Source organism: Nocardioides sp. FY1077 (assembly GCF_058681775.1).
The window spans coordinates 697,037-710,976 of the sequence record NZ_JBZWDB010000001.1 but is presented as its reverse complement, the minus strand read 5'-3'; the positions used below and the strand labels follow the sequence as shown (position 1 = coordinate 710,976).

17 protein-coding genes are annotated in these 13,940 nt (G+C 73.5%); 8 read left to right on the top strand and 9 right to left on the bottom strand.

Going from position 1 to position 13,940, the window contains the following annotated elements:
- The first annotated feature begins 236 nt into the window (after positions 1-236).
- Positions 237-515 (top strand): HU family DNA-binding protein, encoded by a 279-nt coding sequence (locus AC4OR8_RS03340; protein WP_492164147.1) that lies wholly within the window; start codon positions 237-239, stop codon positions 513-515.
- 127 nt (positions 516-642) lie between these two features.
- Here the strand turns inward: AC4OR8_RS03340 and AC4OR8_RS03335 are convergent, their stop codons facing one another.
- Positions 643-1,119, bottom strand: coding sequence for a hypothetical protein (locus AC4OR8_RS03335; protein WP_492164146.1), 477 nt, complete (start codon positions 1,117-1,119; stop codon positions 643-645).
- Between the two features lie 58 nt (positions 1,120-1,177).
- On the opposite strand from AC4OR8_RS03335, the gene AC4OR8_RS03330 reads away from it, so the two are divergent.
- The 3 genes from AC4OR8_RS03330 to AC4OR8_RS03320 are packed head-to-tail and all read left to right on the top strand — an operon-like array spanning position 1,178 to position 3,220.
- Entirely contained in the window at positions 1,178-2,269 is a 1,092-nt protein-coding gene (locus AC4OR8_RS03330) for a WXG100 family type VII secretion target (protein ID WP_492164145.1), read from the top strand.
- Positions 2,266-2,736 carry a hypothetical protein gene (locus AC4OR8_RS03325; RefSeq protein ID WP_492164144.1) on the top strand — a complete coding sequence of 157 codons (471 nt, stop codon included), beginning with the start codon at positions 2,266-2,268 and terminating at the stop codon, positions 2,734-2,736. Before AC4OR8_RS03330 ends, AC4OR8_RS03325 begins: the two co-directional genes overlap by 4 nt.
- Positions 2,737-2,773: 37 nt before the next feature.
- Complete coding sequence (locus tag AC4OR8_RS03320; protein ID WP_492164143.1) at positions 2,774-3,220, top strand: CBS domain-containing protein; 447 nt, start codon at positions 2,774-2,776, stop codon at positions 3,218-3,220.
- 9 nt (positions 3,221-3,229) lie between these two features.
- Here AC4OR8_RS03320 and AC4OR8_RS03315 read toward each other — a convergent pair whose 3' ends face one another.
- The 3 genes from AC4OR8_RS03315 to AC4OR8_RS03305 form a co-directional block, all read right to left on the bottom strand.
- Positions 3,230-3,910 carry a DUF305 domain-containing protein gene (locus AC4OR8_RS03315; RefSeq protein WP_492164142.1) on the bottom strand — a complete coding sequence of 227 codons (681 nt, stop codon included), beginning with the start codon at positions 3,908-3,910 and terminating at the stop codon, positions 3,230-3,232.
- A gap of 84 nt (positions 3,911-3,994) precedes the next feature.
- Positions 3,995-4,426 carry a DUF6153 family protein gene (locus AC4OR8_RS03310; protein ID WP_492164141.1) on the bottom strand — a complete coding sequence of 144 codons (432 nt, stop codon included), beginning with the start codon at positions 4,424-4,426 and terminating at the stop codon, positions 3,995-3,997.
- 307 nt (positions 4,427-4,733) lie between these two features.
- The gene (locus AC4OR8_RS03305; RefSeq protein ID WP_492164140.1) at positions 4,734-6,200 is read right to left on the bottom strand and encodes a SulP family inorganic anion transporter; all 1,467 of its coding nucleotides are present in this window, start codon (positions 6,198-6,200) and stop codon (positions 4,734-4,736) included.
- A gap of 165 nt (positions 6,201-6,365) precedes the next feature.
- On the opposite strand from AC4OR8_RS03305, the gene AC4OR8_RS03300 reads away from it, so the two are divergent.
- Positions 6,366-6,812, top strand: a complete 447-nt coding sequence (locus tag AC4OR8_RS03300; RefSeq protein WP_492164139.1) for a MerR family transcriptional regulator — start codon at positions 6,366-6,368, stop codon at positions 6,810-6,812.
- A 30-nt stretch (positions 6,813-6,842) separates the two neighbouring features.
- Here the strand turns inward: AC4OR8_RS03300 and dnaB are convergent, their stop codons facing one another.
- Complete coding sequence (gene dnaB / locus AC4OR8_RS03295) at positions 6,843-8,192, bottom strand: replicative DNA helicase (protein WP_492164469.1); 1,350 nt, start codon at positions 8,190-8,192, stop codon at positions 6,843-6,845.
- A gap of 560 nt (positions 8,193-8,752) precedes the next feature.
- Here dnaB and AC4OR8_RS03290 point away from each other — a divergent pair.
- Together AC4OR8_RS03290 and AC4OR8_RS03285 are read left to right on the top strand one after the other, a co-directional pair.
- Positions 8,753-10,108 carry an MATE family efflux transporter gene (locus tag AC4OR8_RS03290; protein WP_492164138.1) on the top strand — a complete coding sequence of 452 codons (1,356 nt, stop codon included), beginning with the start codon at positions 8,753-8,755 and terminating at the stop codon, positions 10,106-10,108.
- An 18-nt stretch (positions 10,109-10,126) separates the two neighbouring features.
- Complete coding sequence (locus tag AC4OR8_RS03285; RefSeq protein ID WP_492164137.1) at positions 10,127-10,684, top strand: hypothetical protein; 558 nt, start codon at positions 10,127-10,129, stop codon at positions 10,682-10,684.
- A 121-nt stretch (positions 10,685-10,805) separates the two neighbouring features.
- Here the strand turns inward: AC4OR8_RS03285 and rplI are convergent, their stop codons facing one another.
- The 4 genes from rplI to rpsF form a co-directional block, all read right to left on the bottom strand.
- Positions 10,806-11,252, bottom strand: coding sequence for a 50S ribosomal protein L9 (rplI, locus tag AC4OR8_RS03280; protein ID WP_492164136.1), 447 nt, complete (start codon positions 11,250-11,252; stop codon positions 10,806-10,808).
- A gap of 14 nt (positions 11,253-11,266) precedes the next feature.
- On the bottom strand, positions 11,267-11,503 hold the full coding sequence (rpsR, locus tag AC4OR8_RS03275) for a 30S ribosomal protein S18 (RefSeq protein WP_428345517.1): 237 nt from the start codon (positions 11,501-11,503) through the stop codon (positions 11,267-11,269).
- Positions 11,504-11,627: 124 nt separating this feature from the next.
- Positions 11,628-12,212: a single-stranded DNA-binding protein gene (locus AC4OR8_RS03270; RefSeq protein ID WP_492164135.1), complete on the bottom strand. Its 585-nt coding sequence runs from the start codon at positions 12,210-12,212 to the stop codon at positions 11,628-11,630.
- Positions 12,213-12,357: 145 nt separating this feature from the next.
- The gene (gene rpsF / locus AC4OR8_RS03265) at positions 12,358-12,648 is read right to left on the bottom strand and encodes a 30S ribosomal protein S6 (RefSeq protein WP_492164134.1); all 291 of its coding nucleotides are present in this window, start codon (positions 12,646-12,648) and stop codon (positions 12,358-12,360) included.
- Between the two features lie 261 nt (positions 12,649-12,909).
- Here rpsF and AC4OR8_RS03260 point away from each other — a divergent pair, with 261 nt between their 5' ends.
- A complete protein-coding gene (locus AC4OR8_RS03260; RefSeq protein ID WP_492164133.1) occupies positions 12,910-13,935 on the top strand; it encodes a serine/threonine-protein kinase in 1,026 nt (341 codons plus the stop codon).
- Positions 13,936-13,940 lie beyond the last annotated feature (5 nt).

Sequence of the window (13,940 nt, the reverse complement as noted above, 5' to 3'; positions counted from 1 at the left end):
CGGAACCGGCCCGGAACCGGCCTCGAACGGCCCACGAGGCGCGTCGTTCCGCGGTTTTCGAGGGGTCTGCACGGTGCGTCGACTTGGCAGGAACGCCCTCGGCGCGGTGGGATCGAGGCTCCCGCCGTCCGACGACGGCACCGGCCCGGGCCCTCACGGCCCCGCGGGACGGGCCGTCGGCGAGCGGATCCCGATACTCGACAGGGGTGCCCCGGCACCCGAGAGGTGGTTCCACCATGAACAAGACCGAGCTCCGCGACGCCGTCGCCGCCGCAGCCGACATCAGCGGCGCGCAGGCCGACAAGGCCGTCAACGCCGTCATCGACTCCATCACCAAGGCCCTCGCCGACGGTGACAAGGTCACCCTGCCCGGCTTCGGCACCTTCGAGACCCGCGAGCGCTCCGCGCGCCAGGGCCGCAACCCGCAGACCGGCGAGAGCATGGACATCGCCGCGAGCACCGCTCCCGCCTTCAAGGCCGGCGCGCAGCTGAAGAAGGCCGTCGCCAAGAGCTGACCCGACTCCCCCGGCCCACCCGGCCGGACGTCGTACGACGAGGCCGCCCCCGACCACGGGGGCGGCCTCGTCGCGTCTGCGGCGCAGCGCGGCGCGGGGCCTCGCGGGGCGGCGCAGGGCGACGCGGTCAGCGGCCGAAGAGGGTGGTCCGGCTCTCGGGGTCGGTGGGCTCGGTCAGCTCGGGCCCCAGGGTGGCCCCGGCCCGGGCGGCCCGCTCGCGCAGCAGTCCCACGAACCGCTGCCGGCCGGGGTTCACCACGTCGTCGCCCTCGGAGACCATCCACAGCAGCACGGCCTCGCCGTCGCGGGGCTGCACCCACGGCGCCGCGAACGACGACAGCCCCACCTGGGTGACCTCGTGCAGGTCGAGGGCGCGCCGCGAGAAGCGGCCCTGGGCGACCAGCCGGTCGTCGGTGACGGTCACCTTGCGCCACAGGTTGGACACCATCACGAACCCGAGCACCACGAGCACCAGACCCACGAGGTTCGCGCGCGCGACCACCAGGAACACCCCGATGAGCAGCATCGGGACACCCGGCAGGACGCTCACCATCCGCTGCGTGGAGTGCGGCCGGCCGACGAGGTCGTTTGAGGTGCGCGCCACGGGGAGACCCTACGGTGACAGCGCCCCCCGAGGGGCCCACGCCTCCGAGGAGCACCGCATGTCCGCCTTCTCCGTCGTCCCGGCCGACCTCGACGCGTTCGCCGACTTCCTGACCAACTACGGCGGGGGTGCCACGATGAGCGGCGCCTGCCAGGAGGCCCAGGACTACGTCGCGAAGTACTCGGGCGTGCCCCACGACGGCGGCGACCTGTTCGCCGACATCTACGCCGCCAACGCCAACGTGGTGACCCGCCTCGACGCCGCGTTCCAGCAGCTCGGCTTCGTGTTCGCCGGCAACGGGATCTCGCTGCGCCACTCGGCGCAGATCTACCGCGACACCGACGCCGACCAGTCGGCGCGCATGGACGGCGTGTGGCCCGGTACGGCGGTGCCCCCGCTGCCGGAGTCGAGCGGCACCCGGCCCGACCCGGGCGACACCACCGCGGCCCTGTCGGCGGTGCCGTCGCAGGACGCGCCGATCCCCGACATGGTGCACTGGGTGATCGACAAGGCCGGGTGGCTCTCCATCGCCGGCGTGGCCCTGAAGATCGCCCAGGTCTTCGGCCTCGACCCCGTCAAGGACCTCACCCAGTCGGTGCTCGGCGACTACGACGAGCTGGCCCAGGCCGGTCACGCCGCGGAGGCGCTCGCCGACTTCGAACGGGCCCTGGCCGGGGCCCTCGAGCAGGGGGTCGGCACCCTGCTGACCACCTGGAACGGCAACGGCGCCGACGCGGCGCAGGCGTACTTCACCGAGCTCGCGACCGCCATCACCGACCACGCCGGCGAGCTCGACGAGCTCGGCGAGAAGTACGCCGAGCTCGTGCAGTGCTGCTCCCAGATCGCCGAGATCCTCGGCAGCGCCCTGGCCACGGCCATCGACCAGGTCCTGATCTGCGTGGCCGAGCTCGCCGCGGCGGGCTGCCTGGCGAGCGTGCCGGGCATCAACGTCATCATCGCCGCCATCGGGGCCTACCAGGTGTGGGTGACCAAGGAGGCCGTCGCGCTGTTCATCAAGTACACCGGGCACGTCTCCACCGTCGTGGAGAGCTTCCTCGGCCTGGTGATGTACCTCGACCAAGCCTTCAAGGACACCGACACCGGCCACCGGTTCCCGCGGACGCCCTACAGCAACGGCGCCCACGCGTGAGCAGCGCCGGGGGCCCCACCGGGCCCGACTTCTCCGGCATCGAGGCGATGACCAGGGGCGACGTCCGGCAGGCCCGGCGGCTCCGGGCGACGATGGCGGTGATCGCCCGCCGCACCGAGGACCCCGACCTGCGGCGGCTGTGCCTCAGCGTGCTGGCCGGCGAGCAGAGCGTGCGCCGCGTGTTCGAGCACCCGACCTTCTGGGCGATGGCGACCCGGAACTACGAGAACCTCGAGGAGGGCCTGGCCCGCCTGAGCGACGAGGAGCGCGAGCAGGTGCAGGAGCGGTTCGAGGCGGTCTCCGCCGACGAGGCCACCGACGACGAGGTCATCGACACCCTGCAGGACGGCGGCGAGCTCCCGCCCGAGGACCCGCCGCCCGGCCAGGGCCGCGACCGTGGGCCCGACCGTGGGCCCGACCGTGGGCCCGACCGTGGGCCCGACCGTGGGCCCAGCCGCTGGGGCTGAGCCCGCGGCAGCAGGGCCCGCGGTGCAGGATGGTGGGGTGCACAGCATCGACGGGACGGCCGCGGCGTCGTCCCGGGGCGCGCCGGGGCGCACCGTGGGCCAGGCGATGATCACCGTGCCGCGCACCCACGGCGACGCCACCACGGTCGCCGAGGCCCGTACGGCGCTCGAGGGCGCCCACCTCCACCTCGTGCTGCTCGTGGCGGACGGCGTGCTGCGGGGCGCGGTGGGCCGCGACGAGCTCGCCGCGGCCGCACCCGCCGAGCCCGCGCTGCGCCACGCCCGGCTGGGCGACCTCACCGTGGGCCCGGACGCCGACCTGGCGACGACCCACGAGGCCATGGTCGACGCCGGACGCCGCCGCCTCGCGGTCGTCGACCCCGACGGCCGGCTGCTCGGCCTGCTCTGCCTGAAGGCGACCGGCGCCGGGTTCTGCACCGACCAGGGCGTGCTGAGCCGCGCGGCCGACCGCCGTACGGGCTGAGGCGGCGCCTCAGGAGGCGAGCATGTCCTCCATCGTCGCGATCTCCGCGCGCTGGCCCTCCGCGATCGCGCCGGCCAGCTCGACGGCCGGGGCGTACCGACCGCTCTCCTGCTCGGCCTGCGCCATCTCGACGGCACCGGTGTGGTGCTCGACCATCATCTCCAGCCAGAGGGCCTGGAACTCGTCGTCGGGGGCGTCGGCGAGGGCGCTCATGTCAGCGGCGCTCATCATGCCGGGCATGTCGGTCATCTCGGGGTCCATGCCCTCCATGGCGTGACCGGGGTCGCCCGCACCGTGCCCGGCGTTGGCGTGGTCGCGCACCGTCTCCGGCACCTCCTCGTCCCAGTCGACGAGCCAGTCGCTCATGGTCTCGATCTCGGGGGCCTGGGCCGCCCGGATCTGGTCGGCGAGCTCCTGCACCTCCGGGTCGAGCGGGCGCCCCAGCGTGAGGTCGACCATCGACAGGGCCTGGGCGTGGTGCTGGACCATCTCGGTCGCGAACGCCACGTCGGCGTCGTTGTGCTCGGTGGCCGAGACCTCGGTGGAGGCGCTGGTCCCGCCCTCGCCCTCGCCGTCGCCGCAGGCGACGGTCGTGGCGCTCAGCGCGAGGACGAGGACAGCGGACCCCGCTGCCCGGCGGGCGGTCGTACGGCGTGCGGTGGTGCGGCGGGCGGTGGTGCGTGCGTGCATGTCGGTTCTCCTGGGATCGCTTCGGTGGGGTCGACGGCAGCCGTCCGGAGCCACGACGAGGTCGTGGCACGGCGGCGGCGCCGATCAGCACCTGACGACGGAGAACCTCCACACCGGGGGCGGTCCGGTGCCGGTGGGCGGCGGACGGGCGGCCACCATCGCGACCACCGCGGCGGGCAGGACCGCCCAGGTGCGTCGGGGCAGGCGGCGGGCGAGGGCGCGCAGCGCCAGCAGGCCGCCCACGGCGGCCAGCACGGCCAGGCACAGCGCCGCCGCGCCGCCGGAGCCGTGGTCGCCGTGGCCCCCGCCGCCGCTGTCGCCGCTGTCGCGGCTGGCGCTGCCGGCGCTGCCGGCGCTGCTGGCGCTGCCGCTCTCGGCGGCGTCCGCGGGAGCCGTGGTGTGCCCGTCCGCGTGGGCGGCGTGGGTGGCGTCGACCGGGGCGGCCGCTGCCGTGCCGTGCAGGCCGAGGGCGTGCATCCCGAGGATGCCCAGGACGACGGCGACGACGCCCGCCACCACCGCGGCCCGGCCGGCCCGCCGGGCCCTGGTGGCAGAGCGACCTGAGGCCCCGGCCTGCCCGACCGGCGCACGTGCGCTGTTCGGGCGGCCCGGCACCGACCATGACGCGGCCGGCCGCGCCTGCGTCGGGGTTTGCACGGTTCGGACGGGTCCGGACGCGCTGGGCCTGCGCAACTGGCGCGACTGCGCCGGTCGGGCAGCGCGAGGACCGCCCCGCCCCGTGCGCACCGTCACCATGCCGCCAGCCTACGAACCGGACCGAACCGAGCACGAGTCGATCAGCCTCGGCGGTCCGCCCGGACCGTCAGTGGGCCGGCAGCCGGCCGGTGAGCCGACCGTGGCGTTCGGCGCTGGCGTCGTTCAGCCCGACGATCTCCACGGTCGCGCCGCGGCGGGCGTACTTGGTGGTGATCGCGTCGAGGGAGGCGACGGTGGAGGCGTCCCAGACGTGGGAGTCGGTCAGGTCGATGACGACGCGGTCGGGGTCGCCGGCGTAGTCGAACTGGGTGTAGAGGTCGTTCGACGAGGCGAAGAACAGCGAGCCGGTGACCCGGTAGACGGCCGTGGCGCCGCCGTGGGCGTCCTCGACCAGCTCGCGGTGGGTCTCGGTGAGGTGGGCGACCCGGCGCGCGAACAGCGTCATCGCGACGAGGACGCCGACGACGACACCGATGGCGAGGTTGTGGGTGGCCACGGTCACCGCGACCGTGGCCAGCATGACCGCGGTCTCCGACTTCGGCATGCGGCGCAGCGTGGCCGGCTGCACGGAGTGCCAGTCGAAGGTGGCGACCGAGACCATGATCATCACCGCGACCAGGGCGGCCATCGGGATCACGGCCACCACGTCGCCGAGGCCGACCACCAGGACCAGCAGGAAGACGCCGGCGAGGAACGTCGAGATGCGCGTGCGGGCCCCGGAGGCCTTCACGTTGATCATCGTCTGACCGATCATCGCGCAGCCGCCCATGCCACCGAAGAAGCCGGTGATGATGTTGGCGGCGCCCTGGCCCCACGACTCACGCGTCTTGTCCGACGGGGTGTCGGTGATGTCGTCGACGAGCTTGGCGGTCATCAGCGACTCCAGGAGGCCGACCAGCGCCATCGCCAGCGCGTACGGCGCGATGATCTGCAGGGTCTCGAGGCTCAGCGGCACGTCGGGCAGCAACAGCGTCGGCAGCGAGTCGGGCAGGTCGCCCTGGTCACCCACGTCCGGGACCGCGATGGCGGCGAGCACGGTGAAGCCGGTCAGCGCGACGATGGCGACCAGCGGCGCCGGCACCACCGCGGTGACCCGCGGCAGGGCCACCATCACCGCGAGACCCACGGCGACCATCGGGTAGACCAGCCACGGCACGTCGACCAGGTACGGCACCTGGGCCAGGAAGATCAGGATGGCCAGGGCGTTGACGAAGCCGACCATCACCGAGCGGGGGATGAAGCGCATCAGCCGGCCGAACCCGGCGAGACCCAGCACCACCTGCAGCAGCCCGCCCAGCAGGACCGTGGCGATCAGGTGGTCGAGCCCGTGCTCGCGCATGACGGGGGCGATCACCAGCGCCACCGCGCCGGTGGCCGCCGAGATCATCGCCGGTCGCCCGCCCAGGAACGCGATGGACACCGCCATCGTGAACGACGCGAACAGCCCGACCCGCGGGTCGACCCCGGCGATGATCGAGAACGAGATCGCCTCGGGGATCAGCGCCAGCGCGACGACGAGCCCCGCGAGCACCTCGGTGCGCAGCATCGTCGGGGACCGCAGGGCGTTGCGCACGGTCGGCTCGAGGGGGGTGGCCGGGGCGGGGGAGGGCGCAGTGGTGGACAGGGTGGTCGCTCCGTTCGAGGGCGCGGGTCGCGCGGTGGGCTCGGGACACGCGTGCCGGGGTTGGCCGGGCACGACACTACCCTGACGTAAGGTGAGGGTTGCAGTCCACCAGCAGTGAGCGAGCCCACGATGACCGGTCAGCCCCGCCCCGCCGCAGACCCTCCCGCCGAGCCGGCGGTGCCGGCGTTCATGCACATCGGGGAGGTCGCGGCGCGCACCGAGCTGTCGTTGCGCAGCCTGCGCCACTGGGAGGAGGTCGGGCTGATCACGCCGTCGGGGCGCACCGACGGCGGCTTCCGGCTCTACACCGACGACGACGTGGAGAAGATCCTCGTCGTACGTCGCATGAAGCCCCTGGGGTTCAGCCTCGAGCAGATGCGGGCGGTGATGACCGACGTCGAGACGCTGCGCCGCCCCGACGCCACCGGGGCCGACGTGACCGCCGCCCGGTCCCGGCTCGCCGACATCCGCGCCGACGCCGACGCCCGCCGAGACGCCCTCGCCGGGCAGCTGGCGATGGCCGAGGAGTTCCTCGCGCTGCTGCGCGACGAGGTCACCTGAGCCGGCCCGCCGTCCGACCCGGGCAGGGTGTCAGTGGGCCATGTCGACGAAGCGGCTGTAGTGGCCCTGGAAGGCCACGGTGATGTCGCGGGTCGCGCCGTTGCGGTGCTTGGCGACGATCAGGTCGGCCTCGCCGGGGCGGGTCGACTCCTTCTCGTAGACGTCGTCGCGGTGCAGCAGGATCACCATGTCGGCGTCCTGCTCGATCGAGCCCGACTCGCGCAGGTCGCTCATCATCGGGCGCTTGTCGCCGCGCTGCTCAGGACCACGGTTGAGCTGGGAGAGGGCGATGATCGGCAGCTCCAGCTCCTTGGCGAGCAGCTTGATCTGCCGCGAGAACTCCGAGACCTCCAGCTGTCGCGACTCCACCTTCTTGCCCGAGCTCATCAGCTGCAGGTAGTCGATCACGATGAGCTTGAGGTCGTGGCGCTGCTTGAGCCGGCGGGCCTTCGCCCGGATCTCCATCATCGTCATGTTCGGCGAGTCGTCGATGAACATCGGCGCCGAGGAGATCTCGCCCATCTTGCGGGCCAGCTTGGTCCAGTCGTCGTCGTTCATCGCGCCGTTGCGGATGTGGTTGAGCGGCACCTTCGCCTCGGCCGACAGCAGCCGCATCGTGATCTCCGAGCGCGTCATCTCCAGGCTGAAGAAGACGCTGGACAGGTTGTTGTGGATCGACGCCGAGCGGCACAGGTCCAGGGCCAGGGTCGACTTGCCCATGGCGGGCCGCGCCGCGACGATGATCATCTGCCCGGCGTGCAGGCCGTTGGTGAGGTCGTCGAGGTCGGCGAAGCCCGTGGGCACGCCGTAGAGGCCGTTCTCCCGGTTGCCGATGGCCTCGATCTCGTCGAGGACGCCGTCCATGATGTCGGAGAGCGGGGCGTAGTCCTCGCTGCTGCGCTTGTCGGCGATCTTGTAGACCTCGGCCTGCGCCTGGTCGACGATGTCGTCGACGTCGCCCTCGCCGGCGTAGCCGATCTGCACGATCTTGGTGCCGGCGTCGACGAGCCGGCGCAGCACCGCCTTCTCGTGCACGATCTGGGCGTACCAGCCGGCGTTGGCCGCGATCGGCACGTTGGCCGACAGCGTGTGCAGGTACGGCGCGCCGCCGATGCGCTGCAGCTCGCCGCGTCGCTGGAGCTCGTTGGCGACGGTGATCATGTCGACCGGCTCGGAGCGGCCGTAGAGGTCGATGACCGCGTCGTGGATGGTCTCGTGGGAGGGGCGGTAGTAGTCCACCCCGCGCAGCACCTCGGAGACCTCGGCGATGGCGTCCTTGGAGATGAGCATCGAGCCGAGCACCGACTGCTCGGCGGCCATGTCCTGCGGGGGCGTGCGCGCGCCGGGGGTGCTCGGACGCTCGCCGGGGGCGTAGGACACCGGCCCGTCGCCCCAGTCGTCGAAGGGGGGCTCGGCCGGCTCCGCGGACCCCGAGGGACCCGTCTGCTCGGTGATGCTCACGCACTGCCTCCTGCTCGCCACGACCCCGGACCGACGTCCCGGGCGGGCCGCGCACGGACCGTCCCCGGTGGCTGTCGACGGTAGGGATCCCCACCGACAGTCGTCGGACCGTACGCGTCCCGAGGGGGCCGGCGACACCACCTTGTCCACAGGCCCTGTGGATAACCCCGGTCACCCCGTGGACGACACGCGCCGAGTTGTGCACCGCCTGGGGAGGAGCCTGTGGACAACTCACCGATGTGGGCGACCTGCACGTCCCTGACCTGCAGGAACGGCACTTTCCGGGTGTGGAACGGAAGATTTCTCGGGGAGTTCCGTTCACCAGACGGTCATCCCGGGTCTGCGCGGCACCTATGTCGACAAACCCCCGCGGCTAGCAGATTTGCACAGCGGAGGGCGAGTTATCCACCGATTCGCGGAGACCGGTGGCGTCAGGACCACAGGCCGCTGGTGCCCCTTACGGGGCTAGGCTCCGGCCCATGCGCAGACCCGAGGACCGCGAGATCCTCCGCCTCGCGGTGCCGGCGTTCCTCGCCCTGGTGGCCGAGCCGCTGTTCCTCCTCACCGACGCCGCCGTCGTCGGCCACCTCGGCACCCCGCAGCTGGCCGGCCTCGGCGTGGCCGCGGTCGTGCTGCAGACGGCCGTGGGCCTGTGCGTCTTCCTCGCCTACGGCACCACCGCCGCCGTCGCCCGCCACCTCGGCGCGGGCGACCGGCGCCGGGCCCTGGCGCAGGGGGTGGACGGCATCTGGCTGGCCGTGGCCATCGGCGTCGTCGTCACCGTGGTCGGGGTCGCGGCCACCACGCCGCTGGTCGCCGCCTTCGGCACCGGCACCGAGGTCGCCGGCCACGCCGAGACCTACCTGCGACTGGCCTTCCTCGGCACGACCCCGCTGCTGGTCATGCTCGCCACCACGGGGGTGCTGCGCGGCCTGCAGGACACCCGTACGCCGCTCGTCGTCGCGGTCGTCGGCAACCTGCTCAACATCGTGCTCAACCTCGTCCTGGTCTACGGCTTCGACCTCGGCATCGCCGGGTCGGCGATCGGCTCGGTGGTGGCCCAGGTCCTAAGCGCGGTGGCCCTGCTGGTGGTGGTGGTGCGCGGGGCCCGCCGTGAGGGCGCCCCGCTGCGCCCCGACACCGCCGGGATCCGGGCGGCCGCGCGCGCCGGCGTCCCGCTGGTGGTGCGCACGCTGACCCTGCGGGCGGCGCTGCTGGTCACGACGTACGCCGTGACGCTGGGGGTGGTCGCCGAGGCCGAGGGGGGCCGGCTCGACGTCGACCTGGCCACCCACCAGCTCGCGATGACCCTGTGGACCTTCCTGGCCTTCGTGCTCGACGCCATCGCCATCGCCGCGCAGGCGCTCACCGGCCGCGCGCTCGGCGCCGGAGACGTGCGCGGCACCCGCGCGGTCACCCGGCGCATGGTGCAGTGGGGCCTGGTCTCGGGGGTGGTCACCGGAGCGGGTCTCGCCGCCCTGAGCCCGGTGCTCGGGGGGTTGTTCAGCGACGACCCGGCAGTCGCGGAGCGACTGGTGCCGGTGCTGCTGGTGGCCGCACTGGGCCAGCCCGTGGCCGGGGTGGTGTTCGTGCTCGACGGCGTGCTGATCGGTGCCGGCGACGGGCGCTACCTCGCGTGGGGCGGGCTCGTCACCCTGGTGGTCTACGCCCCGCTCGCCCTGCTGCTGGCACCCGTCGGCGGGCTGGTGCTGCTGTGGGTCGTCTACAGCGGCGTCTTCATGGGCGCACGCCTCGCGGTGCTGGTCCACCGTGCCCGCGGCGACGCCTGGCTCGTCGTCGGCGCGGCGCCCCGGCCGGCCCGGCACCCCGGGTGACCCGCCTAGGGTGAGGCCATGAAGCCGCTGCAGTCCGTGGCGATGGGGCTGGTGATCATCGTCCTGGTCGCCCCGACGCGCAGCGGTCACGACCTGCTCGCCGACCCGGTCGGGTGGGTGCTGGTGCTGCTGGGGCTGCGCGACCTGCGGGTGGCGCACCGCTCGTGGTTGCTGGGCCTCGCCGCGCTCGCCGCGGCCACGTCGGCGGTGGTCTGGTTCCCGTCGGTGGGCGACGCGGTCGCCGGCGCCGACCCGGCGCTGGTGTGGACCGCCAGCCTGCCGCAGCTGCTGACGGTGGTGCTGCTGTGCCACGAGCTCGCCGTCGCGGCGGCCGCCGGTGGCGAGGCCCGCGCGGCGGCCTGGCTGCGCAGCGCGCGGGCGCTGGCAGCGGTGGTGGCGGTGCTGCCCCCGGTGGTGTTCGGCTCCGGGGTGCGGGCGCTGGAGACCCCGGCGTACGTCGCCTCGCAGGCGCTGCTGCTGCTGGTGGTGTGGCTCGGGTTCCGCTACGCCGGACGGGCCTGGGCGCTGCCCGCGCCGGCCGCCGCCGGTGGCCACCCCGCTCCCCCGGTCACCTGAGCCCGGTCACCTGGGTCGGGTACCGGCCCGCCGGCACGTCACGGCAACACGACACGGCAACGGGGCCGGCCCTCCCGTGTGGGAGGACCGGCCCCGGTGGCCGTGCGGGTGTGCTGCGGCGTCAGCTCTTGACGACGTTGAGGGCGACCTGGGCCGACACCTCGTCGTGGAGCTTGACCGACACCTGGTGGGCGCCGAGCGAGCGGATCGGGTTGGTGACCGCGATCGTGCGCTTGTCGACGGGCTCGCCGGTGCTGTCGGTGATCGCCGTGGCGATCTCGGTGACGCTGACGGAGCCGAACATGCGACCACCCTCGCCGGCGCGCACCTTGACGGTGACGGGACCCGACTCGAGCTGGCCCTTGATCTGGGCGGCGTGCTCCTGGTCGCGCACCGCGCGGGTGGCGCGGGCGGCCTTGATGGACTCGACGGTCTTCTGCGCGCCGCGGCTCCAGCGGATGCCGAGGCCTCGCGGGATGAGGTAGTTGCGGCCGTAGCCGTCCTTCACCTCGACGACGTCGCCGGGGGCACCGAGACCGGTGACCTCCTGGGTCAGGATGAGCTTCATCTTCTCCGCTCCTCTCAGCGACCGGTGGAGGTGTAGGGCAGCAGGGCGACCTCGCGGGAGTTCTTGACCGCGATGGCGACGTCGCGCTGGTGCTGCACGCAGTTGCCGGTCACCCGACGCGCGCGGATCTTGCCGCGGTCGGAGATGAACTTGCGGAGCAGGGTGGTGTCCTTGTAGTCGACACCGGTCGCCTTCTCCTTGCAGAACTGGCAAACCTTCTTCTTCGGCTTGCGGATCACTGCCTTGGCCATTGTGGTGCTTCCTTTCTAGAAGCCCGTCCCGGAGTGGTTACCAGGTCGGAATGGTTGAGGGTGGATGGACAGGGCGCTGGTCGACGACCAGCGCGGTCGAGCGGGTGGTGCAGGTGGTGCGAGGTCAGAACGGGGGCTCGTCCTGGACGCCGGGAGCAGCCCACGGGTCGTTGCCGGCCGCGGGACGCGACTGGCCCCCGCCCTGGCCGCCACCGGAGGGGGCCGGGCTGGCCCACGGGTCGTCGCCGCCGGACTGGCCGCCGGACTGCCCGCCACCCTGACCGCCCTGGGAGCCCCCACCGCTGGGTGCGCCGCCGCCGGAGTAGCCGCCCCCGCCGCCCTGACGGGAGGCGCGGGTGACCTTGGCGGTGGCGAACTTCAGCGAGGGACCGATCTCCTCGACCTCGACCTCGAAGACGGTGCGCTTCTCGCCCTCACGCGTCTCGTAGGACCGGGCCTTGAGTCGACCCTGGACGACGACCCGCATGCCGCGCTGCAGCGACTCCGCGACGTTCTCCGCCGCCTGCCGCCAGATCGAGCAGCGGAGGAACATGGCTTCGCCGTCCTCCCACTCGTTGGTCTGGCGGTTGAACGTGCGCGGGGTCGAGGCCACCGTGAAGTTGGCGACCGCCGCCCCGGACGGGGTGAAGCGGAGCTCCGGGTCGTCGGTCAGGTTGCCGACCACGGTGATGAGGGTCTCGCCGGCCATGGGGTCTCCCTAGGGGTGTCGGGTGGTGCGCATCAGTCGTGTCCGATGCCGGTGGTCGCCATCGTGGCGGCTGGCACCGACAAGGGACAGGGGTCGTCCACAGGTGGTCGGACCGGTCGCAGGACGACCGGGACGCCACCCACGCTCACTTGGCGTCGGGGCGGATGACCTTCGTGCGCAGGATCGCCTCGTTGAGGGTCAGCTGACGGTCGAACTCCTTGACCGTGGCCGGCTCGGCGGTCAGCGAGACCACCGCGTAGATGCCCTCGGCGTTCTTCTTGACCTCGTAGGCCAGACGGCGACGTCCCCAGACGTCGACGGACTCGACGGAGCCACCGTCCTTGGTGATCACGTTCAGGTACTTCTCGAGCGAGGGCGCGATCGTGCGCTCCTCCAGGCTGGGGTCGAGGATGACCATCACTTCATAAGCACGCATAGCGGTCTCCACCTCCTCTGGACTCGGCGGCCACGGTCTCTCCGTGGCAGGAGGGCTGTGCGGACCACCGTCGCCGGCTGCGCCGGCTCGGGTGGCTGTCTCGCCGAGAGGACCCGTCGGTGGGCCGTCGTGCGAGACGCCTGAGATTACCAGCGCCGGCCCGGGGGCCGGGAATCCGCGTCCGTCGCCTGGGGAGGACCGCCGCGGCCCTGTGGACGACGCCCGGCCGCCCGGGGCGCCGCGGCACTAGCGTCGGTGCCGATGCGCCCGCCCGACCGATCGCACCCCGTCCACGGCCCGACCCCGCCGGCGCCCCTGGTCCCGGGGCCGGTGGTCGCCGGGCGCTACGTGCTCCTCGACGAGGTCGGCGCCGGCGGCATGGGTGCGGTGTGGCGGGCCTGGGACCGGCGCCGCGGGCAGCACGTCGCCGCCAAGCTGCTCGGTCGCCACGACGGGTCGATGCTGCTGCGCTTCGTGCGCGAGCAGTCGCTGCGGGTCGAGCACCCCCACGTCGTCGCGCCGCGCGGCTGGGCCGCCGAGGACGACCTGGTCGTGCTGACCATGGACCTGGTCGCCGGGGGCTCGCTCGGCGGGCTGCTCGCCACCCACGGGCCGCTGCCGGCGTCGTGGGTGGCGGTGGTGCTCGACCAGCTGCTGCTCGCGCTGGACGCCGTGCACGGCGCGGGGCTGGTGCACCGCGACGTGAAGCCGGCCAACGTGCTGCTCGAGGTCACCGGCACGGGCCGGCCCCACGCGCGCCTGGGCGACTTCGGCGTGGCCACCTCCGCCGACGAGGTGCGGCTGACCCGTCACCCCGGCGGCGTCGGCACCGACGGCTACATGGCCCCCGAGCAGCGCCTCGGTGCCCCGCCCGCCCCGCGCCAGGACCTGCACGCCCTCGGCGTGCTCGCCGTCGAGCTGCTGACCGGCCGGGCCCCAGCGGCGACGGGCCCGGCGGTGGTGCCGCCCGGGGCGCTCGCACCCCTGCTCGACGCCCTGACCGATCCCGACCCCGAGCGGCGCCCGGCCTCCGCCGCCAGGGCCCGCGGGCTGTTGCACGAGCTGGGGGTGCCGGCCGGGTGCCCCTGGCAGGACGACGACCGTCCGCCCGACGTCGTCGACCGGCTCGGCCCGCCACCCCTGCCACCGCCGCCCGCCGTGGCCGGCCCCGCCCCGGCGACGGACCGGCTCGCACCGGGACCGGCACCGGGACTGGCACCGGCGCTGGCGTGCCTGGTCGCAGCCGCCGGGCTGGTCGTCGCGGCGCTGCGGCTGCTCCTGGGCTGAACCCC

Excerpts from the sequence above, each read along its gene's own strand:
- AC4OR8_RS03330 (WP_492164145.1), top strand. The coding sequence starts at position 1,178 with ATGTCCGCCTTCTCCGTCGTCCCGGCCGACCTCGACGCGTTCGCCGAC.
- rplI (WP_492164136.1), bottom strand. The coding sequence starts at position 11,252 with ATGAAGCTCATCCTGACCCAGGAGGTCACCGGTCTCGGTGCCCCCGGC.
- AC4OR8_RS03285 (WP_492164137.1), top strand. The coding sequence starts at position 10,127 with ATGAAGCCGCTGCAGTCCGTGGCGATGGGGCTGGTGATCATCGTCCTG.
- AC4OR8_RS03290 (WP_492164138.1), top strand. The coding sequence starts at position 8,753 with ATGCGCAGACCCGAGGACCGCGAGATCCTCCGCCTCGCGGTGCCGGCG.
- AC4OR8_RS03315 (WP_492164142.1), bottom strand. The coding sequence starts at position 3,910 with ATGCACGCACGCACCACCGCCCGCCGCACCACCGCACGCCGTACGACC.
- rpsR (WP_428345517.1), bottom strand. The coding sequence starts at position 11,503 with ATGGCCAAGGCAGTGATCCGCAAGCCGAAGAAGAAGGTTTGCCAGTTC.
- AC4OR8_RS03340 (WP_492164147.1), top strand. The coding sequence starts at position 237 with ATGAACAAGACCGAGCTCCGCGACGCCGTCGCCGCCGCAGCCGACATC.
- AC4OR8_RS03260 (WP_492164133.1), top strand. The coding sequence starts at position 12,910 with ATGCGCCCGCCCGACCGATCGCACCCCGTCCACGGCCCGACCCCGCCG.
- AC4OR8_RS03270 (WP_492164135.1), bottom strand. The coding sequence starts at position 12,212 with ATGGCCGGCGAGACCCTCATCACCGTGGTCGGCAACCTGACCGACGAC.
- rpsF (WP_492164134.1), bottom strand. The coding sequence starts at position 12,648 with ATGCGTGCTTATGAAGTGATGGTCATCCTCGACCCCAGCCTGGAGGAG.